At 47.9% G+C, this 24000-nt stretch carries 22 protein-coding genes and 1 riboswitch; of the genes, 11 read left to right on the top strand and 11 right to left on the bottom strand.

The window, feature by feature from the left end:
* The first annotated feature begins 161 nt into the window (after positions 1-161).
* From AC0YNS_RS13660 to AC0YNS_RS13650, 3 genes are read left to right on the top strand one after another with little or no spacing between them, the layout of a single operon-like run.
* Positions 162-1187, top strand: coding sequence for a glycosyltransferase family 4 protein (locus AC0YNS_RS13660; RefSeq protein WP_475781537.1), 1026 nt, complete (start codon positions 162-164; stop codon positions 1185-1187).
* Position 1188: 1 nt separating this feature from the next.
* The gene (locus tag AC0YNS_RS13655; RefSeq protein ID WP_475781536.1) at positions 1189-1878 is read left to right on the top strand and encodes a glycosyltransferase family 2 protein; all 690 of its coding nucleotides are present in this window, start codon (positions 1189-1191) and stop codon (positions 1876-1878) included.
* Positions 1879-1901: 23 nt separating this feature from the next.
* Positions 1902-2660: a glycosyltransferase family 2 protein gene (locus AC0YNS_RS13650; protein ID WP_475781535.1), complete on the top strand. Its 759-nt coding sequence runs from the start codon at positions 1902-1904 to the stop codon at positions 2658-2660.
* 61 nt (positions 2661-2721) lie between these two features.
* Here AC0YNS_RS13650 and AC0YNS_RS13645 read toward each other — a convergent pair whose 3' ends face one another.
* Positions 2722-3813: a glycosyltransferase family 4 protein gene (locus tag AC0YNS_RS13645; RefSeq protein ID WP_475781534.1), complete on the bottom strand. Its 1092-nt coding sequence runs from the start codon at positions 3811-3813 to the stop codon at positions 2722-2724.
* A 296-nt stretch (positions 3814-4109) separates the two neighbouring features.
* Between AC0YNS_RS13645 and AC0YNS_RS13640 the strand changes: the two genes are divergently transcribed.
* On the top strand, positions 4110-4583 hold the full coding sequence (locus AC0YNS_RS13640) for a GlcG/HbpS family heme-binding protein (protein WP_475781533.1): 474 nt from the start codon (positions 4110-4112) through the stop codon (positions 4581-4583).
* 182 nt (positions 4584-4765) lie between these two features.
* On the opposite strand, the gene AC0YNS_RS13635 is transcribed toward AC0YNS_RS13640, so the two are convergent.
* Both AC0YNS_RS13635 and AC0YNS_RS13630 read right to left on the bottom strand, forming a co-directional pair.
* Entirely contained in the window at positions 4766-4954 is a 189-nt protein-coding gene (locus AC0YNS_RS13635; protein ID WP_475781532.1) for a hypothetical protein, read from the bottom strand.
* 329 nt (positions 4955-5283) lie between these two features.
* Positions 5284-6387: an oxidoreductase gene (locus AC0YNS_RS13630; RefSeq protein ID WP_475781531.1), complete on the bottom strand. Its 1104-nt coding sequence runs from the start codon at positions 6385-6387 to the stop codon at positions 5284-5286.
* A 900-nt stretch (positions 6388-7287) separates the two neighbouring features.
* Between AC0YNS_RS13630 and AC0YNS_RS13625 the strand changes: the two genes are divergently transcribed.
* On the top strand, positions 7288-8442 hold the full coding sequence (locus AC0YNS_RS13625; protein ID WP_475781530.1) for an MFS transporter: 1155 nt from the start codon (positions 7288-7290) through the stop codon (positions 8440-8442).
* A gap of 188 nt (positions 8443-8630) precedes the next feature.
* Here AC0YNS_RS13625 and AC0YNS_RS13620 read toward each other — a convergent pair whose 3' ends face one another.
* Positions 8631-9191, bottom strand: a complete 561-nt coding sequence (locus tag AC0YNS_RS13620) for an NADPH-dependent FMN reductase (RefSeq protein ID WP_475781529.1) — start codon at positions 9189-9191, stop codon at positions 8631-8633.
* 200 nt (positions 9192-9391) lie between these two features.
* Here AC0YNS_RS13620 and AC0YNS_RS13615 point away from each other — a divergent pair, with 200 nt between their 5' ends.
* The 5 genes from AC0YNS_RS13615 (at position 9392) to AC0YNS_RS13595 (ending at position 12309) form a co-directional block, all read left to right on the top strand.
* Complete coding sequence (locus AC0YNS_RS13615) at positions 9392-9520, top strand: hypothetical protein (RefSeq protein ID WP_475781528.1); 129 nt, start codon at positions 9392-9394, stop codon at positions 9518-9520.
* Positions 9521-9565: 45 nt separating this feature from the next.
* Entirely contained in the window at positions 9566-10921 is a 1356-nt protein-coding gene (locus AC0YNS_RS13610; protein WP_475781527.1) for a cytochrome ubiquinol oxidase subunit I, read from the top strand.
* Positions 10918-11943 (top strand): cytochrome d ubiquinol oxidase subunit II, encoded by a 1026-nt coding sequence (locus tag AC0YNS_RS13605; protein WP_475781526.1) that lies wholly within the window; start codon positions 10918-10920, stop codon positions 11941-11943. The genes AC0YNS_RS13610 and AC0YNS_RS13605 overlap by 4 nt, the downstream gene beginning before the upstream one ends.
* 25 nt (positions 11944-11968) lie before the next feature.
* Complete coding sequence (gene cydS, locus AC0YNS_RS13600) at positions 11969-12070, top strand: cytochrome bd oxidase small subunit CydS family protein (protein WP_475781525.1); 102 nt, start codon at positions 11969-11971, stop codon at positions 12068-12070.
* Between the two features lie 86 nt (positions 12071-12156).
* Positions 12157-12309 (top strand): DUF6254 family protein, encoded by a 153-nt coding sequence (locus AC0YNS_RS13595; protein WP_177186578.1) that lies wholly within the window; start codon positions 12157-12159, stop codon positions 12307-12309.
* A 95-nt stretch (positions 12310-12404) separates the two neighbouring features.
* On the opposite strand, the gene AC0YNS_RS13590 is transcribed toward AC0YNS_RS13595, so the two are convergent.
* The 3 genes from AC0YNS_RS13590 to AC0YNS_RS13580 all read right to left on the bottom strand — a co-directional run bounded on the left by AC0YNS_RS13590 (position 12405) and on the right by AC0YNS_RS13580 (position 18427).
* The gene (locus tag AC0YNS_RS13590; protein WP_475781524.1) at positions 12405-15203 is read right to left on the bottom strand and encodes a bifunctional diguanylate cyclase/phosphodiesterase; all 2799 of its coding nucleotides are present in this window, start codon (positions 15201-15203) and stop codon (positions 12405-12407) included.
* Entirely contained in the window at positions 15193-16974 is a 1782-nt protein-coding gene (locus AC0YNS_RS13585; RefSeq protein ID WP_475781523.1) for an ATP-binding protein, read from the bottom strand. The genes AC0YNS_RS13590 and AC0YNS_RS13585 overlap by 11 nt, the downstream gene beginning before the upstream one ends.
* Before the next feature lie 86 nt (positions 16975-17060).
* A riboswitch (cyclic di-GMP riboswitch) is annotated at positions 17061-17154 on the bottom strand.
* A 193-nt stretch (positions 17155-17347) separates the two neighbouring features.
* The gene (locus AC0YNS_RS13580) at positions 17348-18427 is read right to left on the bottom strand and encodes a Gfo/Idh/MocA family protein (RefSeq protein WP_475781522.1); all 1080 of its coding nucleotides are present in this window, start codon (positions 18425-18427) and stop codon (positions 17348-17350) included.
* A gap of 166 nt (positions 18428-18593) precedes the next feature.
* Here AC0YNS_RS13580 and AC0YNS_RS13575 point away from each other — a divergent pair, with 166 nt between their 5' ends.
* Entirely contained in the window at positions 18594-19463 is an 870-nt protein-coding gene (locus AC0YNS_RS13575) for an AraC family transcriptional regulator (RefSeq protein ID WP_475781521.1), read from the top strand.
* 17 nt (positions 19464-19480) lie between these two features.
* Here AC0YNS_RS13575 and AC0YNS_RS13570 read toward each other — a convergent pair whose 3' ends face one another.
* From AC0YNS_RS13570 to AC0YNS_RS13555, 4 genes are all read right to left on the bottom strand, one after another.
* Positions 19481-20254, bottom strand: a complete 774-nt coding sequence (locus AC0YNS_RS13570; RefSeq protein ID WP_475781520.1) for a sugar phosphate isomerase/epimerase family protein — start codon at positions 20252-20254, stop codon at positions 19481-19483.
* Positions 20255-20330: 76 nt separating this feature from the next.
* Positions 20331-21050: a response regulator transcription factor gene (locus AC0YNS_RS13565; RefSeq protein WP_090979299.1), complete on the bottom strand. Its 720-nt coding sequence runs from the start codon at positions 21048-21050 to the stop codon at positions 20331-20333.
* 119 nt (positions 21051-21169) lie between these two features.
* A complete protein-coding gene (pnpS, locus tag AC0YNS_RS13560; protein WP_475781519.1) occupies positions 21170-22951 on the bottom strand; it encodes a two-component system histidine kinase PnpS in 1782 nt (593 codons plus the stop codon).
* 54 nt (positions 22952-23005) lie between these two features.
* Positions 23006-23923, bottom strand: a complete 918-nt coding sequence (locus tag AC0YNS_RS13555; protein ID WP_475781518.1) for a bile acid:sodium symporter family protein — start codon at positions 23921-23923, stop codon at positions 23006-23008.
* Between the last annotated feature and the right edge of the window lie 77 nt (positions 23924-24000).

Below are 24000 nucleotides of genomic sequence, written 5' to 3'. Positions count from 1 at the left end.
ATTATTCTATGAAAACGGCTTTCACTTGGTATAGGCCGCACACTACGCAAGAAAAAAATGCCGCTGATCTTGATGAAAGCGCCGTGCCCTGCACAAGAGTCTATTCATATCCTACAAAGAAACGCCTATGGAAGACACTGACCTAAGGAGCTGTGGATATTTTGAGAATAGCTCAAATCTCAACCAATACGATTCCTGTCCCTCCGAAGGATTACGGGGGCACGCAGCGCGATGTTCATTATTTGACGGAAGAATTGGTCAGACGGGGGCATGAGGTGTTTCTGTTTGCCAAGAAAGGATCGACCTCGAATGCTACCCAAACGTTTGAATATGAATCGGACGATCCGAAAGAGCAACTCGATTTCATTATAAAAAACCTCCCATCCGATGTGGACATCATTCACGATCACTACGGCATCGTCGCGAAAGCGAATCCGCCCATTCCGACCATCTGTCAGTCCCATTCCAAGGGGATCAAGTCAAACGTGCAGATTCGCGTATACGTAAGCAGATTCATCCTGCGCAAATATGGGAAACGAAAAGGCTACGCGGTCCACAACGGAATCCGTATGGGGGATTACACCTTTAAATCCACCAAACAGAAATACCTGCTCTTCTTGGGAAGATTGATCAAAGAAAAGGGCGTCCATCTAGCCATCAAGGTGGCCAAGAAAACGGGCAGACGGCTCATCATCGCCGGTACGCTGAATGACAAAAAATATTACAACGCTAAAATCAAACCGTATCTGGGCAAACAAATCCGCTACGTTGGCCCCGTGGGAGGAGACCGCAAACACGAGCTTCTTGCCAATGCCAGCTGTGTCCTGTTCACGTCGACTTGGGATGAACCATTCGGTCTTGTCCTCATCGAAGCGCTAGCCAGCGGTACGCCTGTGCTCGGCTTTCGGAAGGGCGGAGTGGCCGAGGTGCTTCGGGGATTACCGCAGCTCTTGTGCAAAACCACATCTGGCATGGCGATGAAGGTCAGATACCGCAAAAGGCTGCCCACAGCCCGCAAATGCAGACGCTATGCGAGAACCCGCTATTCAGATATCATTATGACGGATTCATTCCTTAAGCTGTATCAGAAGATTATCAGCAAAAAATTGTACAAAATCAAAAAAAATACATTATGGAATCGGCGCAAAGCTAAGCTTCAACCTACATCGAATGGAGATGACAACTAAGATGATCACTGTGATCGCCTGTACGATGAGATCCTCCTGCATTGACAACGTATTCGAGAATTACGATCGTCAGCTTTGGAAGAATAAACAAATGATCATTGTCTTGAACAACGACAACATGGATATCGAGCTCTATCGACAGCGGGCAAGCCAATACCCTGAAAACGAAGTCCGCGTATTCCAGCTTTCCCAGAAATTCAAGCTCGGAAAATGCTTGAATTACGCCATCAATCTCGCTGAGAACGGCATCATCGCCAAGTTCGACGACGATGATTATTACGGCCCTAAGTTTCTTAGGGAAACCGCCCGAGCGATTAAACGCGGCAAGGCGTCCATCGTCGGCAAACATACCGCCTTCCTCTACTTCAAAGCGAAGCGGGCGCTGATGGTGTTCCGCCGTGGCGGCGAATGGAAGTATAGCCGCAGCGTCAAGGGCGGCACGCTGGTCTTCCGGAAATCAGTCTGGAAGCGTGTCCCGTTCCCCGAGTTTAAGAAGTCTGGCACCGATTCCGGTTGGGTCGGGCGCTGCGTTCGCAGAGGCTTCCGCGTATATTCCGTGTCCAAAAGGCATTATGTCTGCATCCGAAGAAAAAACAACAACAGCCATACGCAGAAGAAAACCACGTACCGCTATATGTCGCAATGCCGGCTTGTTCGCAAGACGAAGTATTATAGAAGATTTGTCAACTAGATGATCTATAAAAGGAGACAAAGATGATATCCGCGGATACAGATACAGGCGTAACTATCATTACCTCAACGATTCGAAAAGACCTCATGCACAATATGTTCGATAATTACGACCGTCAGGAATGGAGCGTCAAAGAGCTCATTGTAATCATTAATGACAACGACATCGCCATGGGTCCTTATAAAGAACTTGCAAAACAATATGAAAACGTCCGTGTTTATCGGGTAGACGAGTGCAGAAATCTTGGGGCATGCCTCAATTACGCGGTAACCCGTGCCCGATATAGCTATATTGCCAAATTCGATGACGATGACTACTATTCGCCCCAATATCTCGATGAATCTATGTTATTGTTTCTTAAGAAGAAAGCGGACGTCGTCGGCAAACGTTCCAGTTATTTCTTCTTCCCCCATCGTTCCTTACTGCTGCTTCGCAAAACGACAGTCAAGCCATATGGCCGGTGCAGACGAATAGCTGGCCCCACGATCATGTTTCACAAACGGGTATTCAAGAAGGTTGCCTTCTCGACTAAGGTGGTTGCCGGGTCCGATGCGCGATTCGTTCAAGCATGCCTGAAACAAGGATTCAAAGTGTTCACTGCCTCTTCCTACAACTTCGCCGCATACCGCCGCGCAAACCGAAGATCACATACTTGGCAGGTTTCGGATAAGCAGTTGCTCGCTTCCAAAGGCGCCGCGATCATTCGAACGAATGATTTCAAACCTTACGTCGATCGGGCGCTCGATCTTCTGCCCTTACCGGACGGAATAGAAATAAACTAGGTGCAACTCCATGCATGCGAATAAACACCTCCCTATATACTCCGTCCTTGTCGTCCCCTTTCTAATTCAGTTTACTTTTGTAAAGCTCCATTAAATTCGAGGCGGTCAGCTTCCAGTTGAACCGGTTCTGCGCATCCTTCCTGGCCTGCTTAGCGAGTCGGCCGCGCATTTCCGGATCGCGCGCGAGTTTAACGATTTGGGCGGCGAACGCCGATGGTTTGTGGTAGTCTTGCACGAGCAGCCCGTTCCGGTCATGTTGCACGATTTCCGGTATGCCGCCGTTATGGGAGGCGATTACCGGCAGGCCGCTGGCCATGGCTTCGACGTTGACGAGTCCGAATGCCTCGTGCCTCTGCGAAGGACAAACGAAGCAGTCGCCAGTCCGGTAGAACGCCGGCATTTGCTTGCGGGAGAGATTTCCCTTGAACTGGACGGGAACGTTCAGGCTGCGCGCGGTTCTCATCAAGAATGCCTTGTAGGAGGCTTTCCCTGATCCGCCAGCAACCGTTAATCGAAGCGAAGGAATGGATTTAAGCGCTATACCGAAAGCCTTCATCAACGTGGGGACCCCTTTCCGCGGAATGAGCCTACCCGCGAAGAGAAGGTGGAACGGCTTGGAGGAAGACGAGCCGATTGGATGGAATTTTTCCGTATCGACGCCAAGATGTACGAAGCTGATTTTTGCTTTATGCGCGGGAAAGCGACTAATCAAAGACTGCTGCAGCGATTTGCTATTGCCGACGATCAGATTCGCGTGATTGAATTCCGCATTCGCTTTCTGCGTCGTCGTCATGGGGCTGGATACGAATGTCATGGAATGCATGAAGATGGCAATTGGCGTTTTCGGAAACGATTGCCGAAACGCTTTTGCGAAGCTCGGCCTATTGTCGATCTGAATTAGATCGTAGCGATTCCCTTTCACTTTTCTAATCGCGTTTGATAAATACGCTTGCTTCGAACCACCGGATACTCTCAAGATCGTCATGTTGTCGACAATAGATTTACGTGCTAGATTCTTGCGATATAGACTGACGATCGTGACTTGGTGCTCGTTCGAAATTTGCTTCGTGATCTGATAGATGCAGTTCTCCACCGACCCTCCGACCGGCGGAGGTACTGGAATTTGTTCGGGTGCGATGATTAGCAGTTTCATAACATTCTCCTCTCGTCTCTTTGAAGTTGTATTACAAACTATTCGAAGATTCACATATGTTGATAGGCATTGGTCATTTATTGACGAATTTAATAAATCTAACAGCAGCTATCCGCTATATTATCCAATTCGTTCATAATGCTTTTCTATCAATATGTTTTGATTTAATTATGACTCTTTCGCAAATTATTGTAGCTTTTATCACAGAAATCCTCTCCATGATGGCACATGAATTCACTCTACTGGGAGAAAGACCATACAATGCAGGAACATCCAAATCCTGAGGAGTGAAAGAGATGTTCAAAATAAGCTTAGAAACGGCAAAATACTTGCTTGCAATTGCAGAACAAAAAGCCCGGCAAATGGGTTTGTCAAGCGATATCGCAATAGTAGATGAAGGCGCGAACCTAGTTGCATTTCATCGTATGGATAGTGCCAAAATTGCTGGAATCGAAATCTCACAGAATAAGGCTTGGACTAGCGTAGCCATGCAGATGCCGACAGCAAATCTGGCGCAATCGGCTCAGCCTGGCGCTCCTTCGTTTGGTATTAATACTACTAACCAAGGTAAACTTGTCATTTTGGGGGGAGGTATCCCCTTCTTAATAGATAATAAAGTCATTGGTGGTATCGGAGTAAGTGGAGGCACGAGTGCTCAGGATATCGAAGTAGCCAATGCCGCCGTTTTAGCCTTCACGCATATACTTGCAGGTGGAGAAGCATCAATTTCTAGTGCTCGTAACGGGTATTTTCCATTTTTAAAAAGGTAATCGAAGAGTACGATGGAACCACGATTACAGTCTCGAACAACAGCTGCGGGTCACAAGCTTTTCGAGGGGGATTATTCGCTGCCATATCCGTTTGTCGAATCTATGAGCCATCAGTGGCGCTTCTTGCATGTTAAAAAACGGCGCTGATGCACCATGGAGGTGCATCAGCGCCGCAAGAGCAGCTATTCAAATTTCAAAACGACGTTGCCTTTTTTCCCAGGCGCAGCAACAGCTTTCACGGCATGCTTGATTTCGGATAGATCGAATTCCTTATAGCTTGAGAACATGGGCTTCGAATTGCTCCCCACCTCGATGGCGGCTTTCAAGTCTTGCATCCGCTCATCTGCCGTCGTATCTTCTTGCCAAGTCATGATCGTAGCCCCGTGCCATATCTCATCCTCCTTGACTACAGGGATAGGAAAACAATGAATCTTCTTGCTGAAGATGAATCCATTGCATCGGAACCGTGTTGAAAGCTTTGATTACACGAGCGCCAGGAGCATATTGAGTCGTAACTGAAACCGTTACAGTTACAATATAGTTAATAAAAGGCAGCACACGACCTATAGGCATGGGTAACCCGGCGGTCATCACTTGGACAGTGATGACCGCCGGGTTACCTTTATCCTTTATTTAGTTTTCACGAAATCTATTTTGTACAAATCCTCATATTAGTCTCGTTATAGTTCTTCAATAAACTTTACTTCGCATGCACATACAATTCTTCATCTTTTAGATTAGGTGTAGGACCCAAAATATTTTCTAAAGATGTTTCCAACGGAAGACCTTTCTCTGCTTTGACCACCCAGTCATGATTAGCTAATGCGGCTTTTCCTAGTGAAATTAAATCCGAACCTGCCTCAAGCGCCCTTTCGGCATCCTCTGGCTGATCCAGTTGCCCATTAGCGATAACGGTCGTTTTTCCATATTTTTTCGCTAATTCAGCTAGCGTTGAACCGCTATCCCCGAATGCCGGTGCATGGGCATTATATTCAGTGATGTGGATATAATCGGGCTTTTCTGCGCCAATGGCTTCGAAAATGATTCGGGCGTCTTCTTCACCGTTTGCCCACTTGTGCACAAAGTAATTGGCTTTAGCCTGCGAAATTCGAACGCCGACAACAAAACGTTGACCGACTTTTTCCTTAACGGCTCTAATAATTTCGGTTACGAAACGTACACGGTTCTCAGTTGATCCGCCATATTCATCTTGACGCAGATTCGTGAAATCCGTCAAAAATTCGTCCAATAAATACCCGGCTGCCGCGTGAATCTCTACCCCGTCGAACCCTGCTTGCTCGGCTCTTAAAGCTGCTTCCGCAAATTCCGCTATGATGGCTTTGATTTCTTCACGTGTAAGTTCCTTCGGCGTTAAATAATCGCCTTCCCCTCCAAATGCTGGTGATTGCTCACCTAATGGCTTCACGGCCGAAGGAGCCACTGTCCCATTTTTATAAATATTACTCATAGCGAGAGCACCAGCATGGGCAATTTGCATGATAATTTTACTACCCTTAGAATGAACAGCTTCAGTTACTTGTTTCCATGCTCCGACATGCTCAACATTTGCGATTCCTGGTTGATGACTATATCCTTGACTGTATTCTTCATCTGGGTATGTTCCTTCGGTAATCACAAGACCAAATCCACCGGCAGCAAAGCTTTCATAATATCGCGCCATTCTATCTGTTGCATTACCATTCTTTTCGGCAGAAACGCGAGTCATCGGGGCAAGTACTACTCGATTTTTCAAGGTAAGATTTCCCAGATTATATGTGGAAAGAAGTTTTTTAGGTGTTGTCATGAAAAGTATCTCCTTTTATGTCAAAACGTTATTTTTACCAAAAAATCACTAAGTCTCTAAGGTCTACGGCGCGACAATGTTTTCTCCAGTGGAATATAAATAATCTGTTCCTTAGTTCAAGGATTTATACCGCAAGCCAGCTATCTCGCGTGCCTTGCCATGTTTCATAATGACCAAGTGATCCGGCTGATCCAGGTCATCTTTTTCCCCGGTTTGGCTTTGAATCGAATATTCAATTGGACTTGTTGACTCCTCCTCTAGGGTTGTTCGAATCATATCTTTAACCGCGATAATAATTTACTTTGCGGTTCACGTTGATACTTTTTCGGCTGCAGCTGCAGCTCCTTTGGAACCTCCAAAAGGATGAAATAATCATAACCCTGAATGAATGATTTCTCAGTAATGTAGATTACTTTAGAAGCCTGTAACCGAAGGAGAATTGTTCCTATAGAAAAACGACTCGAATATCTTGATTTGCGACAATAGTGATAAGAATGAAACCTCATTTGCAGCCATGGAAGGGCAGGGTGGGTTGACTACGACGAGCAATCCTATCAATCATCTGCACATTTATGATTTAAACAGCGCGGATGCACCTCGTGTAGATTGGGCTAAAACGATCCACGACTCCATTGTGCAACACAAGCATCCATCTAATAGAATCAAATAGTATTTCTGACTGTTGCGAATTGAAGAGACAACAATAAACAGGAGCCTTCCATATGTGGACGGCTCCTTTTCTATTGAATCGACATGCAAAATTACTGTTCGAATCTGGAAAATTTCATTGTAATCTATCTTACTGCTGCCTATGCGGAAATCGTATTAAACTATGGTTGTTGCAGGACGGGCTTGGATGTAAGTTCGATAATATTTATTTAGAAAAGGGGATAACCTATAATGTTCCGATTGTTAATGATCACCTTTGGCATATTTGGAATTATCAATACTGAGCTTGGCATCGTAGGAATTTTACCTCAAGTGTCTGAAGTTTACGGAATCAGCGCTTCTCAAGCTGGTTTGCTGGTCAGTCTATTTGCCTTGGTCATCGCGTTATTTGGTCCGTTTATGACGTTGTTGTTTTCGGGCATCAATCATAAGAAAATGATGGTTGCAGTACTATCCATTTTCGTTCTAAGCAGTGTAGTTGGTGCTTTTGCTCCTAACTATCCGATTTTAATCATTGCTAGAATTATTCCGGCCTTTCTGCATCCCGTTTATTTCTCTGTCGCCTTTATTGCCGCAGCCAATTCGGTAACTAAAGAGCAAAGTATGAAGGCCGTCGGTAAAGTATTCATGGGGGTTACCGCTGGACTCGTGTTTGGTATTCCGGTTACCACTTTTATTGCAGACGTATTTTCACTTCAATCCGCATTGTTGTTCTCGGGAGCCATTAACGCACTTGCAATGATCGGCATTGCGGCCTTTATTCCTTCTATGCCTGTCCATGGGAAAATGTCCTATTCAACACAACTTGGCATATTGAGAAGACCTCAAGTTTGGCTTAGTTTGATCGCCTCTTCTTTAATTATGTCCGGCGTATTTTCCGTATACAGCTACTTTGCTGAATATCTGGGTCAAATCACTCATATGTCAGGAAAACAAATCAGTTTGATGTTGATCGTATATGGTGTTGGCGGTATGTTTGGCAATATAGTAGCCGGATATTTGTTTAGTAAAAACATGATCAGAACCGCATTAATTTTCCCCTTTGTTTTCGGTTTTATTTACTTGATGGTTGACTTCTTTGGCCGATATTCGATTCCTATGGCCTTGCTTGTCTTGCTTTGGGGCATTATCACCACCATCAGCCTAAACTTTACTCAGTTATGGATTACATCCATCGCTACCGATGCACCTGAGTTTTCCAATGGTTTAGTTGTATCCTTCACTAATTTAGGCATCACGCTCGGCACTTTTGTAGGAGGTTTATTCATTTCTTATCTGGGTCTTGAACAGATTGCCTGGAGCGGTATCATCCTACTGGCCCTGGGAGTGATTATGATCGTATGGAGAGTCCGACGTTATGATATGAAGATGAGTTTGCCTCACTAAATAGGGTAGGGTCCCGCTGCTTCAATTGAATCAGCGGGACTTTTTTCATTTCAAATAGTGAATTTTATCTTTCACGGTACCTGAACCGTTTCTTAGCACATGCTGAAAAGCCTGGAACTCCTCATGTTCCCTTGGGAATTTATTGGTCGCAGCAAACTATCGTCTCCCGGCCGCAATGCTAGTTTTACTTATTTTCTTAGTGGTTGTAAGGCTCCCGACCAAGCAACCACCTGATCCAACATGCTGTCCACCGTCGCTACGTGATGCGGTGACGGTTTAAACACACTGTAATTCTCAAAATCATCACGAAGTGAAAGAGCAACTTGCGCACGAACATCTGCTATTTGCAGCTCTCCCATAATAAGCCGTAAATTTTCCACTGCTCGTGATCCCCCAAGACTGCCGTACCCGACGAAACCAGCAGCTTTATTGTTCCATTCTTGAAATAGAAAATCGATTGCATTTTTAAGAGCTCCCGATGTCGCATGGTTGTATTCAGGAGTTACAAATACGTAGCCATCAAAAGAGGCTATTTTTTCAGACCAGGCTTTTGTATGTTGTTTTGAATACGGTTGTCCCATAGCCGGTGGAATCGGCTCATCGTACATAGGTAAGTTGAACTCGGCGATATCCACCAGTTCATACTCAGCGTCATTTCTTTTTTTAGCAATATCGTAAGTCCAGCGAGCTACTGCCTCTCCGTTTCGACCGGGACGCGTGCTTCCAATAATAATTCCAATTTTAATCATTAAATAGCTCCTCCATTATCTAGTCATTTCTAAAATAAGTTTCGCGATGTTCATCCTAATTATTCTCAGAGCACACAAAGAAAACATCCCATTCAACAGAATTCAAACCCTCGTCACAATTCATGTGAAAATAATCACATAGATCGGCTATAATAATCGTGTAACCACCACATCACATCTACATGAGAGAAGGGATCCTATTGGCCGGTCATCAGCAAAACCCGAAAGACAGCAACCGAGTAGCCAAACAAGAGAAACGCCTTATCCTGCTTTGCATCATCGTTGCGGTCATTATGCTTCTCTCTCTATCTCGATATGTGTTTAAATAATTAATATCCATTCATTACTACATCAAGCAATTGGAGGGATTACATATGCTGCTTAGCAGTTACGATCCGGTCATGTACAGCCGAATGCTCACAGGACTCACGCTTGCTTTCCATATTATTTTCGCAACGATTGGTGTCGGGGTGCCGCTTATGATTGCGCTCGCCGAGTGGATCGGGATCAAACGCAATGATGAGCATTACTTGCTTATGGCTCGCAGATGGGCACGGGGCTTCGTCATTACGGTTGCGGTTGGCGTTGTCACCGGGACTGCGATTGGTCTGCAGCTCAGTCTGTTGTGGCCAAGCTTCATGAAGGTAGCCGGTCAGTCCATCGCGCTTCCGCTCTTTATGGAGACGTTCGCCTTCTTCTTCGAAGCCATCTTTCTCGGTATCTACCTCTACACTTGGGACCGATTCAAGAGCAGAATGACACACTTCTGGCTGCTCGTTCCCGTCGTTATCGGCTCGTCCGCTTCGGCCTTCTTCATTACAGTCGTCAATGCATTCATGAATGCGCCTGCCGGGATCACCGTGAAAGACGGCAAAATTACAGAAATATCACCCTTCGGTGCAATGCTGAGCCCGGCGATGCCGACCAAAGTCTCGCATGTGCTCGTTACAGCTTACCTGACCTGCGCGTTCGTGCTTGCTGCGATATCCGCTTGGTCCCTGCTTAAAGGCCGCAATCATGTGTACTATAAGAAAGCGCTCAAGTTAACGATGGTTTCCGCCTTCATCTTCTTAATTTCCAGTGCCATCATCGGCGACTTATCCGGCAAATATCTAGCTAAATATCAGCCGGAGAAGCTTGCAGCTATGGAGTGGCATTTCGAAACGACATCCGAAGCACCGCTCGTGCTTGGTGGGATTCTAACCGAAGACAATGAGGTCAAATATGGTCTCAAAATCCCGTTCGCGCTTAGTATTCTCGCCCATGGCGTGCCTAATGCGGAAGTTACCGGATTGAATGACATCCCGGAAGATGAGCATCCGCCGCTTTATATTCATTACCTGTTCGATCTGAAAATGGGCTTCGTTGCGATGATGGTCTTAATCGCATCGGCATTCATGCTCCTCCTGTGGCGCAAGCGCGAGCTCGCATTCAGCAACAAATGGATACTCCGCGGCATCATATTAGCGGCTCCGCTAGCGATGTTGACCATTGAACATGGTTGGATTTTCTCGGAGGTTGGCCGTCAACCTTGGATTCTTCGCGGCATCATGCGCACTTCGGAAGGCGCAACGGTATCCGATCATGTGGACACGATGCTGTGGGTATTCGCACTGCTATACATTGTACTTGCCATCTCATCGGTCACCGTCTTAACCCGCATGTTCCGCAGCAACTCGGCTGAGCAAGAAATCGAGGCTAAAGGCATTAAAGGGGGCGACGAACAATGAGCTACGAAGTACTTGGCATAACCGTCCTCTGGATCTTCCTGTTCGGTTACTTGATTGTCGCTTCGATTGATTTTGGCGCAGGCTTCTTCAGCTATTACAGCACCATTACGGGCAAACGCCACGTAATCAACAATATTATTGAACGTTATCTCTCGCCGGTATGGGAAGTGACGAACGTCTTTCTCGTCTTCTTCTTCGTTGGCATGGTGGGATTCTTCCCGGACACGGCTTACTATTACGGTACCGCCCTGCTCGTTCCGGGTAGTATCGCTGTAATCCTGCTGGCCATTCGAGGCTCGTATTACGCTTTCAACACGTACGGCACGAACAAAAACAACCGCTTCTACATGCTGCTCTACGGTGCAAGCGGTCTGCTTATTCCCGCTTCCTTGTCTACCGTGATGACGATTTCGGAAGGCGGCTACATTGAAGTAAGCGATTCCGGTCAAGTCAGCTTCCTGTTCAGCAAGCTGTTCCAAAGCACGTATTCGTGGACGGTAGTGCTGCTGGCGCTAGTGAGTGTACTCTATATCTCGGCTATGTTTCTCAGCTATTACGCTAATCGCGCGAATGATCGCGGTGCCTTTGAGGTGGTGCGCAAATACGCGCTCGCATGGAGTGCGCCTACGATTCTAAGCAGCCTGCTCGTATTCTTCGCTATTCGCGGTCATAACGCGGAGCATTACCAACGGATGACGGAACACGCGTGGATGTTCGTGGTATCCTTCGCCTGCTTCTTGATCGCGGTCTATCATGTATGGACGCGCAAACGACTTGGACTCTCCTTCATCTTCGTCATGCTCCAGTTCGGCTTCGCGTTCTTCGGTTATGGCGCTGCTCACTTGCCGTACATTCTATATCCTTATTTAACGATTCACGATAATTTCACCAGCGAGCCGATGGCTATTGCACTGATTTCCGTCTTCATCCTCGGACTGCTGCTGCTCGTTCCGTCGCTGTATCTGCTCATGCGGTTGTTCTTGTTCGATACCAAATATGTGCAAGGCAAGCGCGGCAAATAACCCTACCGGAGGAGGCTGAACCGAAATGGAGCAATTTCTGATCTTCGTCGCACCGTTTCTAGTTGTTATATTATCTGTAGGATTTCTGTTCTTGTGGGGTGCCCGGAAGCCGAAACCGAAACGTTAATTTGTCATAAGAATCGGCCTAATCGCACACGATAGATGAGTACAATCCAGCGATCACACTCATTGATGAAGGAGCATTCACCGACTATGACATCTTCGAAGAACCGCAGAGAGAACGCTTGGAAGAGCCGTAAGCAGAACCAGAAGCCGCATGGCGAGGTCAAATCGTTGGCCGAGATTTCTGATGAAGGCACCTCCGGCGTAGCCGGCTATGAGAACGCCCGCAATAACGGCGACTAGTCCGCAATTAAGAAGCCTCCATCACGGATCGTGATGGAGGCTTCTCTTTGCAGCAGTCGCTCGCGATGATTTTTCAGCGCCAAGCCGTACATCAATTATCTCGCAGCCGCCGCTTCTGCCCTTGCCAGATATGCCGCGCTCATAAACGTTTGCTCGAACTGCTCGATCGATAACGGTCTGCTATGCCAGTATCCTTGCATATCCGTACAACCCAGCTCGCAGAGGCGCTCGGATTGCTGCTCCGTTTCTACCCCTTCGGCCAATACCTGCAGCTTCAAGCTGCGCGCCATGGCAATGATCGCTTCCACAATCGCGGTATCCTCCCCTGCACCGGAAATATCCTGTACGAAGGACTTGTCAATCTTGAGCGTATCGATTGGAAACCGTTTCAGATAACATAAGGACGAATAGCCCGTTCCAAAGTCATCAATCGAAATCGAAACCCCTAGCTGCTTCAATGCATGGAGTTTGCTGACGATCGTCACATTATGCTGCATGGCCATACTTTCGGTAATTTCCACAACCAAATAGCTGGCATCAAGGCCGGTTTGCTCCAGCACACGAACAATCATATCCACGACTTGATCTTGATTAAACTGAATGACGGAGAAATTAACAGCCACCGGAATCCGAGGGAGGCCTGCATCATGCCAGTCTTTCATTTGCCTGCAGGCCATGTGCAGAATCCATTCGCCAAGCACGATAATGTGACCGGTGCTCTCGGCAACCGGAATGAACTCGCACGGCGAAACCGTTCCCAGCACCGGATGCTCTAAGCGGGCCAACGTTTCTACACCGATTAAATGACCTTGCTGCGCATTGAATATCGGTTGATAAACGAGATGGAAGGCCTGCTCTTCAATCGCGGCCGGCAGCGCCTTCTCGATGTTCATCCGCCTTGCCTGACAATGGTTCATCGACCATTCGAAGAACTGGAATTGATTCTTTCCTTTCTCCTTCGCCGCATACATCGCCGTATCCGCATTCTGCAGCAGCATTTCCAGCGTCTCGCCATCCTCCGGATAAATCGCAATGCCAATACTGGATGTAATGAAAATATCCTGACCATCCACCTGGATCGGCTCGGCCACTCGTCTTATTAAGGTTTCCGCCATGAGCTCCAGCTCCGAGCGGTTACAATCCTGAATGATCGCCACAAACTCATCCCCGCTTAAGCGCGCAACCTTGCGATTGTCACCAATCGTCTCACTGAGCACAGCTGCAAAATGCTGCAGCAGCCGGTCTCCCATCAAATGCCCCATCGTGTCGTTAATCAGCTTGAACCGATCCAGATCCAGAAACATAAGCGCCGCCTGCTGCCCTCTGGCGCTCACGCTTATCAGCAACTCGGGATAAGAGAGGTTGAACCAATTTCGGTTCGGCAGCCCGGTCAGCATATCGTAATAAGCCAGCTGCCTGATCGTATTCTCGTAACTTTTCTTAACCGTAATATCCCATGCGATCGTTTGAATCAAGGCTTGTCCGGCAAAATGAACCAGAATCGACTTCGCTTCAATATCGATCATCGTCCCATTCAGCTTATGCATCTTCAGCTCAATGGAATCTCCATTGGCCGATCCGTTCTGCACACGCTCCAGCCACTGCGCAGCCGATGCCAGGCTTTCAGGATGAACCAGCTCCAGGAAACCTCTCCCGATCAAGCCATCCTCCTCGGCACCGAATATACGCAGCGCCGCTTCGTTCACGAAGGAGATGGCGCCTTGATCATGAACGAGAATGGGCTCCGGCGAGAAATCGATCAGCTTCCGATAGCGCTCCTCACTCTCGCGCAGCGCTTCTTCTACAATTCGGCGCTCCGTTAAGTCTCGCAAATACATCGTGAAGACGGGGAATTTCTCTCTGCGGATACGGGTGACGATAATTTCTGCTGGAAATTCGCTTTGATACCCTCGCGGGAGCATCGTCTCTATCCGTTTGCCAAGCACCGTTATATCACCGCTGCACAGCATTCCGTTCTTCGACGTCATATCTCGAGGCAGCCCAGGCATCAGCACCTCTTCAATCGATTTGCCGATGACCTCGCTTCGCGAATAACCGAAGAGGTTCTCCGCTGCCGGATTAAATTCAAATATGGCTCCTTTATGATCAAACATGATTAGGCAGTCGATCACCGACTCCAGTATCGAGCCTTTAAGCGACAATTGCTCGGACAGCTTCTTATCGACATTCATCGAGCTGATCAAGCTGACAGCCATAATCACGATTGTGCCAAAGGCTACATAGATCGCCATTTCGATAAAATCCATTGCCTGCGCATCGGCCGTACGACTTAGCATATTGACCGGCATCGACATTCGAGCCGCTGACATGCCCGTATAATGCATACCTGTGACAGCGATACCCATGATGAAGCCGCTCAGCCAATAATGATTATTTCTGCGGAAGGAGAAAAGTAAGGCAACAATCGATGCCAGCACGGCAATAAGTATCGAAAGTGTGAAGATATAGGGGCTATAAGTAACCGTAATTCCCGTCAAGGCATACATGCCAATGTAATGCATGCCGGTGATTGCAAGCCCCATAATGGTACCACCCACAATCAGTCTCAGCGTACCGCGACCGGAATGGCTGGCAATACCGAAACCGATAAAAGCGCCGACAATAGAAACACCAATCGATACGAGAACGGTTACAAAATCATAGGTCACTCCGCTTGGCAAATGAAAAGCGAGCATCGCGATGAAATGCATCGACCAAATCCCAACACCCATAACGACTGCTCCGCCCAGCAGCCATCCTCTCTTCTTCCAGCCCTCAGACAACAGCACGCGTCTGGCTATATTCAATGCCGTATAGGAAGCGAACAGCGCAATAATAAACGACAGACATACCAAGAACCAGTTGTAGCTTCCTTCGATATGATTATGCACCATTTCGATACCCCCCAGGGAGTGTTACTTGAAACGTCGTGCCCTCTCCCATCTTGCTGGCAATAGAAATTGTCCCGCCATGACTGGAAATGATTTTGTTGCTGATCATAAGTCCAAGTCCAGTTCCCTGCTCCTTCGTCGTATAAAAGGGTCTTCCCACCTGCTCAAGCACTTCCCCCGGAATACCGCAGCCAGTGTCTGCAATCGAGGTTATCAACTGGTTGCCGACCCGTTCTACGGCAACCCGAATTTCGCCGCCGCCCTCCGTTGCTTCGATTGCGTTCTTGATGAGATTGATAAATACTTGTTTGATCTGGCTTTCATCGCAATAGACATGCAGCTCCGGCTCCGAGAAATGCAGCTTGATATCCACATTGTTTAGATTAGCCTGTGATTCCAGCAGCGTATAGACAGCGGCTAGCAGCTCACATAGATTAGTCGCTTGAAACCGGCTGATTTGCGGCTTCGCAAGCAGGAGCAGCTCGTTGATGATGCCTTCCATGCGAACAATCTCAGACGTAATAATGGTGACATACTCCATTTTGGTCATCCCGTTCTGAAACAGCTTCATAAATCCTTTAATCGCCGTAAGCGGGTTTCGAATCTCATGTGCGATACCTGCAGCCAGCTGGCCTGCCATCGACAGCTTCTCCGACTCCACAATGAACGACTCTTGCTCTTTGCGCTGCGTCAGATCCGTGAAGTTTATAACAACACCGGCTTGTTCACCTTCACCTTTACCTTGCATAGGCGTAATATGATATTCCACCGGGAACGTCGAACCATTCTTCCGGCGAAACAAGTCATCCGCCACATATTCAGCGTTGCCGGTGCGATGAACCTTCTCGATAGGGTCCCATTCCTCACCCGCAGGCTTAATAGCCCGAAGCCCAACCTTACGCCCGAGTACTTCGTTCGCCTCAAACCCGGTTAAGTTCACAGCGGCTTGATTCCAGAAGATAACCTTGCCACGCTCGTCCAAACGGTAGATCCCCTCAGCCACAGAATCTAAAATATGCGAATAGGCTTCATTCATCCGTTTAAGTCGTTCTTCACTTTGCTTTAAGCGGCTGTCAATCATCATAATGACGATCGAATACATGCAGATGACGGAAACGATCAAACTTATGCTAATGGCGAGAAAGAACTGATTTTGCGATAAAGCCACAGATTCACCTGCATGCAGCGTTGTAATGCCATGCATCATGGGCATATTGCTGTAATGCAGAAATTCAATAGCGACGGATAGCGATAGAGCGTGGATGAACTGCCGCAACCGGCTTTGCCGATGGAGTTGGAATCGCTGTCTTGTGAAGATGAAACCAAGCACGAGAGCCAGAACGACGATTGAAATAAAACCTGTGGATGACTGATAATGAAGCGTCGCATGGGCTTTGATGGCTCTCATCCCGATGTAGTGCATCCCTACGATGCCACACGTCTGTACCAGGCTGCCTAGAACGAGCAAGCTTGTCCGATTTCGCCCTGAAGCACGTTCGAACAAGAGAAGCGCTAACGCCGACAAGACGATTAAAACACCCATCGAGAGAAACACATAACCGAAATGATACATCACCTTAACCGGGAACGGATACGCCAGCAAGGCCACAAAGTGCATGGACCAAACCCCGATACTAAAAACAAAAGCAGCACTCATAAGCCAAAAGAAAGTCGTGTACCTGGCTGCATTCATGCGCCCGTAAAGATGAAAGAGGATTAAGGAAGAGCTGAATACGAGTACGAATGAAATGGCGACGAGTGCGATGGGTGCCATGCTAACCTTCCTCCGGATCATTGACTTAGCATGCAGGATGCAAAATGGCAATAAAAAAACCACCCGAATAGGATGGATTCCATCTACTCGGCAGCCTTGTCTACCTTAGCATCACAGAAAGTGATCCCTTAGGCCACGGCTTTGCGTCCCATAGTTTCCTATGGTTTGCCCTTATCTTAGGTATTTAGTTGTAAAATTTTTCTAGATTATTCGTTTTTAATTCTCATTATAGGTGTTTTCACAGAACTGTACAGAGCGAATAACGTAGAACTTTGACTGATTTTGTCGAACTCCCAAAAAATATGTAACATCATTAACGATGCAAAAAAAGCCGAAGATGACAAGGCCATCTCCGGCTTCATTGGTTGTTCTACTACTCGAAGTATACAGCCTTGCCCGTACGGGAAGACTCGTAGATCGCTTCAAGAATTTCGGAAACCACAAGCGCTTGCTCTGGTTTAACGAAAGTTTCTTTGTCGTTCTTAACTGCATCGATCCACATGCTAGCTTCAAGAACTTCTGCAGTTTCGCTCGCGCCTTCATAGAAAGCAACGCCGCCGCTGTTCAGTTCAACTTTGTTTACATATAGGCGGCTGTTGTGCTCGCCATTGAAACGAAGACCGTCTTTCATGTCAGCGCCTGCTTTAGTACCGCTGAGGGAAACTTTAGCCTCATCGACTTCAAGCGAGTTAAGCGCCCAGCTGGATTCAAGGATTACAGTTGCACCGTTCTCCATTGTGATCATAGCGAAAGCGGAATCTTCAACTGTGAATTGTTTTGGATCCCATGGGCCCCAAGCATTCGCAGAATTCTCGTTTTGGGACAGCTTGTGGTAAGCGCGGCCAAGAACGACTTTCGGCTTGTAGTTGTCCATCATCCACAATACAAGGTCAAGTGCGTGAGTACCGATATCGATAAGCGGTCCGCCGCCTTGTTTCTCTTCATCCAAGAATACGCCCCATGTCGGAACAGCACGACGACGGATTGCATGTGCTTTAGCGAAGTAAATTTCGCCAAGCTCGCCTGCATCGCAAGCTTCTTTCAGGTAACGGCTGTCTGCGCGGTAACGGTTGTTGTAACCGATGCTGAGTTTTTTGCCGGTACGTTGTGCTACTTCAAGCATTTTACGAGCGTCAGCAGCTGTTTTAGCCATTGGCTTCTCGCAAAGCACGTGTTTGCCAGCTTCCAATGCGTCGATGGAGATAACCGCATGGGAATCGTTAGGCGTACAAACGTGGATGACGTCGATCGATCCGTCTTGAAGCAATTCTTTATAGTCAGAATATACTTTTGCTTCTTCTGTACCGTATTTCGCTTTTGCTTGTTCAGCCTTCTCAACAATGATATCGCAGAAAGCTACGATTTCAGCGTCTTTGACTTGGGCCAAACTTGGGAGATGTTTACCGTTGGCGATACCGCCGCAGCCAATAATGCCTACACGTACTTTTGACATTTTAAATTTCTACCTCCATGAGCCTCGAAATGATATAATTTGTAGTATGTGTGTCAGCTAGATAGAGAGACATACAATGACTACAGTATATCCGAACTTGTCCACTAAAATATAGGCGCTATATAGGTATGGTTTTATGTGATTTTGTTATTGAAGGGATGGTACCGTGGAATTTTATAATGAGAAGGTCGTTTACGAGAACCCGCTGCTCTCCATCAAAGTGTTCCAATCCCTGCGGAATAACGATCTATTTATCAATTGGCATTATCATCGAGAAATCGAATTGCTGCTTGTGATCACCGGCGAACTTGACGTAAATATTGAAGATGAGTGCATAAAACTACAAACGGGCGACATCGCATTGATCGGTGCAAGGCAGCTTCATCGCGATCGCAGCATGAGCAGCCCGCTGAATTATATCGTCTTGCAGTTCGATTTGGAGCAATTTATTGACCAAAGCTCAATGCCTTATATGCGATTTTTCTCCGAAACGAAGAATCCGCTCAGCCGAGCCAACTACATTTTTCAAGAAGATGAATCCGCACGAGCAGAGGCGTCGGAATGTATCCGCGGCATTCTGCAAGAAGTCACGACCAAGCAAAGCGGGTATGAGCTTGCCGTCAGCATGTACATAAAGAAGCTGCTCCTTCTGCTCATCCGGGGAGATTCCAGGAAAGTGCTTGCTGATCATGATGACTTTGATCGTGCTCGTCTGCGAGGTGTGATTGACTATGTGGAAGAACATCTGACCGACCGCATCCAAGTAGAAGAAGTTTCGAAGCTCGCCAATATGAGCTACTATTATTTTGTGAAATTCTTCAAGAAGGCGATCGGGATGTCCTTCACAGAGTATGTGAATTATCGCAAGATCAAATGGGCCGAACGTATTCTGCTCACGAAGGACCTCAGCGTCTCCGAGGTAGGGGACCGGATCGGCATGCCGAACATGGCCCATTTCTACAAAATGTTCAAGAAATACAATGATTGCTCCCCAAAGCAATTTCAGAAGAAAATGCTGGAGTGGAACCGCGCTTAACCGTAATGTCCAGGAAATCAGCCCAGCCGATGGAATTGTTGTTTCATGAAAGTCAGACTAGCCGATAATTCCTCGTCTGGTTGCTGAAGGCTGCATTCCGCGGAAATTCCGCCCTTGTAGCCTGCTGCTGTCAGCTGTGCGGCAAAGTCCGCGTATGGATATCGCCCGGTTCCCGGTGATAGTCTGCCCGTATCTGCGATGTGAATATGCGCAAGCCAGTCCTTATTAGCAGTCAATGTGTCCAGCGCTTCGCTATCCTCATCCATGTGATAGAAATCAGCCAGCACCCGAATGGCAGGATGATTAATTTGTTTCGCCAAATAAACAGCTTCGGCCACAGAGCCGATCAGATTCGTCTCTTTCTTGTTCAGCGGTTCAATAGCCAGCGTTACGCCGCTTCCCGTAAACTCCTCCGAAATCCAGCTAAGTAAGTGAAGCATCTGGTCCTCCGCCCGATTACGCTCCCATCCATCCGGAATGTTGCGCGCTCCCCCACTTCCAAGCACGGAAATTTTCGCACCGATCTCATTCATCGCTTGCGCAGCACGATATACATAGCGCCGGATACGCTCTGGTTCTACATTGTGACCAACCACTTTAATATCCCCTGGGAAAAATAAGTTAAACGCATAAACAGGCAGTGGACTTTCCTTGTAAGCACGCAGCAATTCTTGATGCAAGGCTTCGTTCTCCAACTGCAGAGCGGACAGAGGACACTCGATGTAGTCAAACCCGTATTTGTGAAGCAGCTCCGCGTCCTCGATCCCTCTGCACCAACCATAAGCAACCATTCTCTAAGCACCTCCATTAGTTTCTAAAGTGATTTTACCATTATTTGCTTCGATAATAGACAAAAAAAAGTTCACCTTATTTAGGTGAACCTAGCTTCTTCGGCATAACCAGCTTATAGCCTACGCCGCGTATGGATTCAATTTCGACCGATTGCTGGCCCAGTTCCAATTTCTTGCGCAAGGAGCTGACATGGACGTCTACCGTTCGCTGTCCGCCGAAATAGTCGAAGCCCCATACGACATTCATAAGATCATCGCGGGTAACGACAACGCCGGGACGTTGAACAAGATAGAGCAGCACTTCGAATTCCTTCGGCCGCAGCGGTACGGTTTCGCCATTAAGGACGACCTCATAGCGTTCCGGATAAATCGATAAATCACCGGCCGTTATGACTTTGTCCGTGGACTCCGTCAGCTTGCCTTCATCTTGACCGGTTCTGCGGAGCACCGCAGATACACGCGCAAGAAGCTCGGCCACGCCGAATGGCTTAGTCATATAATCATCGGCGCCTCGCTTAAGGCCTTGCACAACTTCTTCTTCCGCATTGCGGGCTGTCAGTACGATAACCGGCGTACGGTTGCCACTCTGCCGCAAGCGGGATAAGATCTCGAAACCGTTCATGCCTGGCAGCATGATATCTAGAATGATAAGATCAAATGCGCGCTGCAAAGCAACCTGCAAGCCTTCTGCACCATGATCAATGACAGTCGTGTCATAACCTTCCTGTGAAAGGTTATACGAGAGTAATCTGGCTAACGTCGGCTCATCCTCAATGACCAACACTTTCTGTGACATGTTGACCCCCTGGCTTCCACGCATGCCGCTGCTAATACTCGGCATGGTAACTCGTTCTACGTTCATAACCATGATAGCATTGTTCAGAGGAAGGGGAAACCCCAATTACTGGCTCATTGCTATTGTAGGACCGGCAGCTCAATCGTAAACGTCGAGCCGCTGCCCACTCGGCTCTCTACAGATATCGTTCCTTTGTGCAGCTCAACAAGATGTTTCACGATCGACAACCCCAGCCCGGTGCCGCCTGAACTGCGGGATCTTGCCTTGTCCACTCGGTAGAAACGCTCGAATATTCGCGGCAAATCTTTCTTCGGTATACCGATACCTGTGTCGGATATGTGAATACGCACGGATTCGTAATTGTCCCCGCCAACCGGTTCAACGACGATGGAAACACTACCACCTTCAGGCGTGTAGTTAATTCCGTTCGAGAGCAGGTTCATGATGATTTGTCGCAGGCGATCTTCATCTGCCTCCACATAAACATCCCGATCTGCTTTATAAGATAATCGAATTTGCTTCTGCAACCCTTCTGCACGCATCAGTTCCACCGTCTTCTCCACGAATGACGCCAGCTCGATCGGCGAGAATTGCAGCGGTACTCGGCGGGACTCAATCTTGGACAATTCCAAGATGTCGCCGATAAGCCGGTTCAAGCGGTCGCTCTCGTCATAAATGATTTGCAAGAAGGAGCGTGCGGTCTCCGGATCATCCACGGCGCCGCCAAGTAGCGTCTCCGCGAAACCTTTTACCGCAGTAATCGGTGTCTTCAGCTCATGTGACACGTTCGCAACGAACTCGCTGCGCATCCGTTCCAGTCTGCGAATGGCCGTCACATCTTGTAGGACAAGCAGGACGCCGCCGAAGGAATCATCATCTTCGAAGATAGGCACCAGATTGAGATCAAGCAGCCTCTCCTCCGGATAATAGAAGGTGACCTCTTCGCGCAGATGCTCCTTGCGCTCGATCGCCTCTTGAATAATTTGCGACAGCTCATACTGCTGTTTGGCCACTGTGAAATGATGGCCAACCAACTCGCGTGTTGAGAACCCTAGTACTTCCTCTGCCCGCCGATTGAGCAGCACAATATGCCCGCTCGCATCGATCATGACAACGCCGCTGATCATATTGTCCAAGACGCTGGCCAATTGGCTTTCGTTCTGATGAATTCGCGTCATCTGCACTTGCAGCGAATCTGCCATCGCATTGATGGCAAGCCCCAGCTCGCCAATCTCGTCGTTACGCTTCACATGAACGCGCGCCCGATAATCGAGGCTCTTAATTCGCTTCGCGACGCGAGTAATCTGTTCAAGCGGACGCGTTAATCCGAGTGCGACACGGTAGCTGATAAGTGCAGCTGCTATAAATAGAATGAGCAGCCCCAATACAAGAGTTATCCAAATGCGCTGTACGCTCTCGTCCACCTTCTGCAAGCTGAGTGCCATTCGGATAATGTCCGAATTCGGATCATCGGGGTGAACAAGCATCGCCACGTAAAGCAAATTCTCATTAATGGTGTCGCTGTACCGTGTCGTACGCCCTACACCGTCTTTCTTGGCCTCCATCACTTCTTCTCGCTTCAGATGGTTGTCCATCGTTGTCGGATCATGATCGGAATCGCCAAGAACTACGCCATCGCCGCGAATGAAGGTAATCCGCGTATCCGTAATCTTCTTAAGCCGCTTGGCGTGGCTCGTGTAGTAACTGTAGACCGACGCCGGTTCCCCGCTTTGCCAGTCCATTTGATCGAGAATAATCTTCATTTCGCGCACCATATTTTCTTGCAGCGCATCCAGATGATTTTCCTTATACGTCTTGCCCATAAATAAACCGGCTGCCAGAACGGCAAGTCCGATCATACCGATCAGAATCATCGTTAGCCGCACGCGAAAGCTATTCATCTTCTCCTACCTCCATGCCGGGTTGCTCCATGTACCATCCATCGTACCTTGTTCTCAGCCGCCTGCGCCAGCACTGCGTTTGTTAAGTTTTTGTAAAATGTAATGATGCAGCGTGGCAAGCGGCTGTTGAATCAGAATCGACAGCACAACCGGAACAGCGGCCAGCGGGCTAAAATAGCCCATTGCAAGCACTACGCCAAGCGAAATGTTCCGCATACCGGTCGCATAGGAAACCGTGACTTGTACCTCACGACTCCGGTAATGCGTTGTACCGAAATAGCCAATTGCATAACATAAGCCCACCATGACCAAGGCCGCAGGCACTACCTTCAACAGATCACCGCGAAGCGCTTCTGTGGAAGGAGCAATGGCTGCCGCATTCAGCATGACGACTGCTGTGAAACACAGCTTGGACAAGGGCGGAGCGTAGGGCTGAACGGCTTGTTGAATGCGTCCTTTGGACCACTCATGCAAAGCAACACCAATTATCGTTGGCGCCACGATAAGGAGCATTAAGTCGCCCATCATCGCCATTGTGTTGGTCTCTACGTCGGTACGAAACAGCAGATGAATGCCGGTTGGCACTACAATCGGACTAAGCGCCGAATCGATGACGACCATAGCCAGCATAAGCGGGACACTTCCGGCCGACATTCCAACCCACAGCACGGTTGAAATACCAAGGGGGATTATCGTGAATAGGACAAGTCCCACAACGTAAGGAGAATCCGGCCCGAATAGCATATACCCTAGTGCGTATGCTACAAGCGGAGAAAGCACATGTGCCAGCAGGAAGGTCCAAATCATCACGCCAGGTCGATTCAATACAGCTTGCAGCTGCTGCAGGCCGCATCCGATCGCCATCGTCAGCGTGACGAAGGCGAAGCAATAAGGCACTGCATTCACGTATTTGTGCAAATACGGAGAAAAAAAGAATCCCAGGATAAGTGATCCAGGGATAATAAGAAACATCCATTGTTCATACCTTCGATTGAAGGCGAGTCCGAAGCTGCGCGTACCGCATCCCTCATTCTATTGTCTACTTTGGT

It is taken from the genome of Paenibacillus sp. J22FR21 (assembly GCF_056269135.1).
The sequence above is the reverse complement of the archived record's forward strand: the minus strand, read 5'-3'. Positions and strand labels throughout refer to the sequence as shown.

What these genes read in the sequence shown, in the direction of transcription:
- AC0YNS_RS13655 (WP_475781536.1), top strand. Translation starts at nt 1,189, where the DNA reads ATGATCACTGTGATCGCCTGTACGATGAGATCCTCCTGCATTGACAAC.
- AC0YNS_RS13650 (WP_475781535.1), top strand. Translation starts at nt 1,902, where the DNA reads ATGATATCCGCGGATACAGATACAGGCGTAACTATCATTACCTCAACG.
- AC0YNS_RS13645 (WP_475781534.1), bottom strand. Translation starts at nt 3,813, where the DNA reads ATGAAACTGCTAATCATCGCACCCGAACAAATTCCAGTACCTCCGCCG.
- AC0YNS_RS13640 (WP_475781533.1), top strand. Translation starts at nt 4,110, where the DNA reads ATGTTCAAAATAAGCTTAGAAACGGCAAAATACTTGCTTGCAATTGCA.
- AC0YNS_RS13635 (WP_475781532.1), bottom strand. Translation starts at nt 4,954, where the DNA reads ATGACTTGGCAAGAAGATACGACGGCAGATGAGCGGATGCAAGACTTG.
- AC0YNS_RS13630 (WP_475781531.1), bottom strand. Translation starts at nt 6,387, where the DNA reads ATGACAACACCTAAAAAACTTCTTTCCACATATAATCTGGGAAATCTT.
- AC0YNS_RS13625 (WP_475781530.1), top strand. Translation starts at nt 7,288, where the DNA reads ATGTTCCGATTGTTAATGATCACCTTTGGCATATTTGGAATTATCAAT.
- AC0YNS_RS13620 (WP_475781529.1), bottom strand. Translation starts at nt 9,191, where the DNA reads ATGATTAAAATTGGAATTATTATTGGAAGCACGCGTCCCGGTCGAAAC.
- AC0YNS_RS13610 (WP_475781527.1), top strand. Translation starts at nt 9,566, where the DNA reads ATGCTGCTTAGCAGTTACGATCCGGTCATGTACAGCCGAATGCTCACA.
- AC0YNS_RS13605 (WP_475781526.1), top strand. Translation starts at nt 10,918, where the DNA reads ATGAGCTACGAAGTACTTGGCATAACCGTCCTCTGGATCTTCCTGTTC.
- cydS (WP_475781525.1), top strand. Translation starts at nt 11,969, where the DNA reads ATGGAGCAATTTCTGATCTTCGTCGCACCGTTTCTAGTTGTTATATTA.
- AC0YNS_RS13595 (WP_177186578.1), top strand. Translation starts at nt 12,157, where the DNA reads ATGACATCTTCGAAGAACCGCAGAGAGAACGCTTGGAAGAGCCGTAAG.
- AC0YNS_RS13590 (WP_475781524.1), bottom strand. Translation starts at nt 15,203, where the DNA reads ATGGTGCATAATCATATCGAAGGAAGCTACAACTGGTTCTTGGTATGT.
- AC0YNS_RS13585 (WP_475781523.1), bottom strand. Translation starts at nt 16,974, where the DNA reads ATGGCACCCATCGCACTCGTCGCCATTTCATTCGTACTCGTATTCAGC.
- AC0YNS_RS13580 (WP_475781522.1), bottom strand. Translation starts at nt 18,427, where the DNA reads ATGTCAAAAGTACGTGTAGGCATTATTGGCTGCGGCGGTATCGCCAAC.
- AC0YNS_RS13570 (WP_475781520.1), bottom strand. Translation starts at nt 20,254, where the DNA reads ATGGTTGCTTATGGTTGGTGCAGAGGGATCGAGGACGCGGAGCTGCTT.
- AC0YNS_RS13565 (WP_090979299.1), bottom strand. Translation starts at nt 21,050, where the DNA reads ATGTCACAGAAAGTGTTGGTCATTGAGGATGAGCCGACGTTAGCCAGA.
- pnpS (WP_475781519.1), bottom strand. Translation starts at nt 22,951, where the DNA reads ATGAATAGCTTTCGCGTGCGGCTAACGATGATTCTGATCGGTATGATC.
- AC0YNS_RS13555 (WP_475781518.1), bottom strand. Translation starts at nt 23,923, where the DNA reads ATGTTTCTTATTATCCCTGGATCACTTATCCTGGGATTCTTTTTTTCT.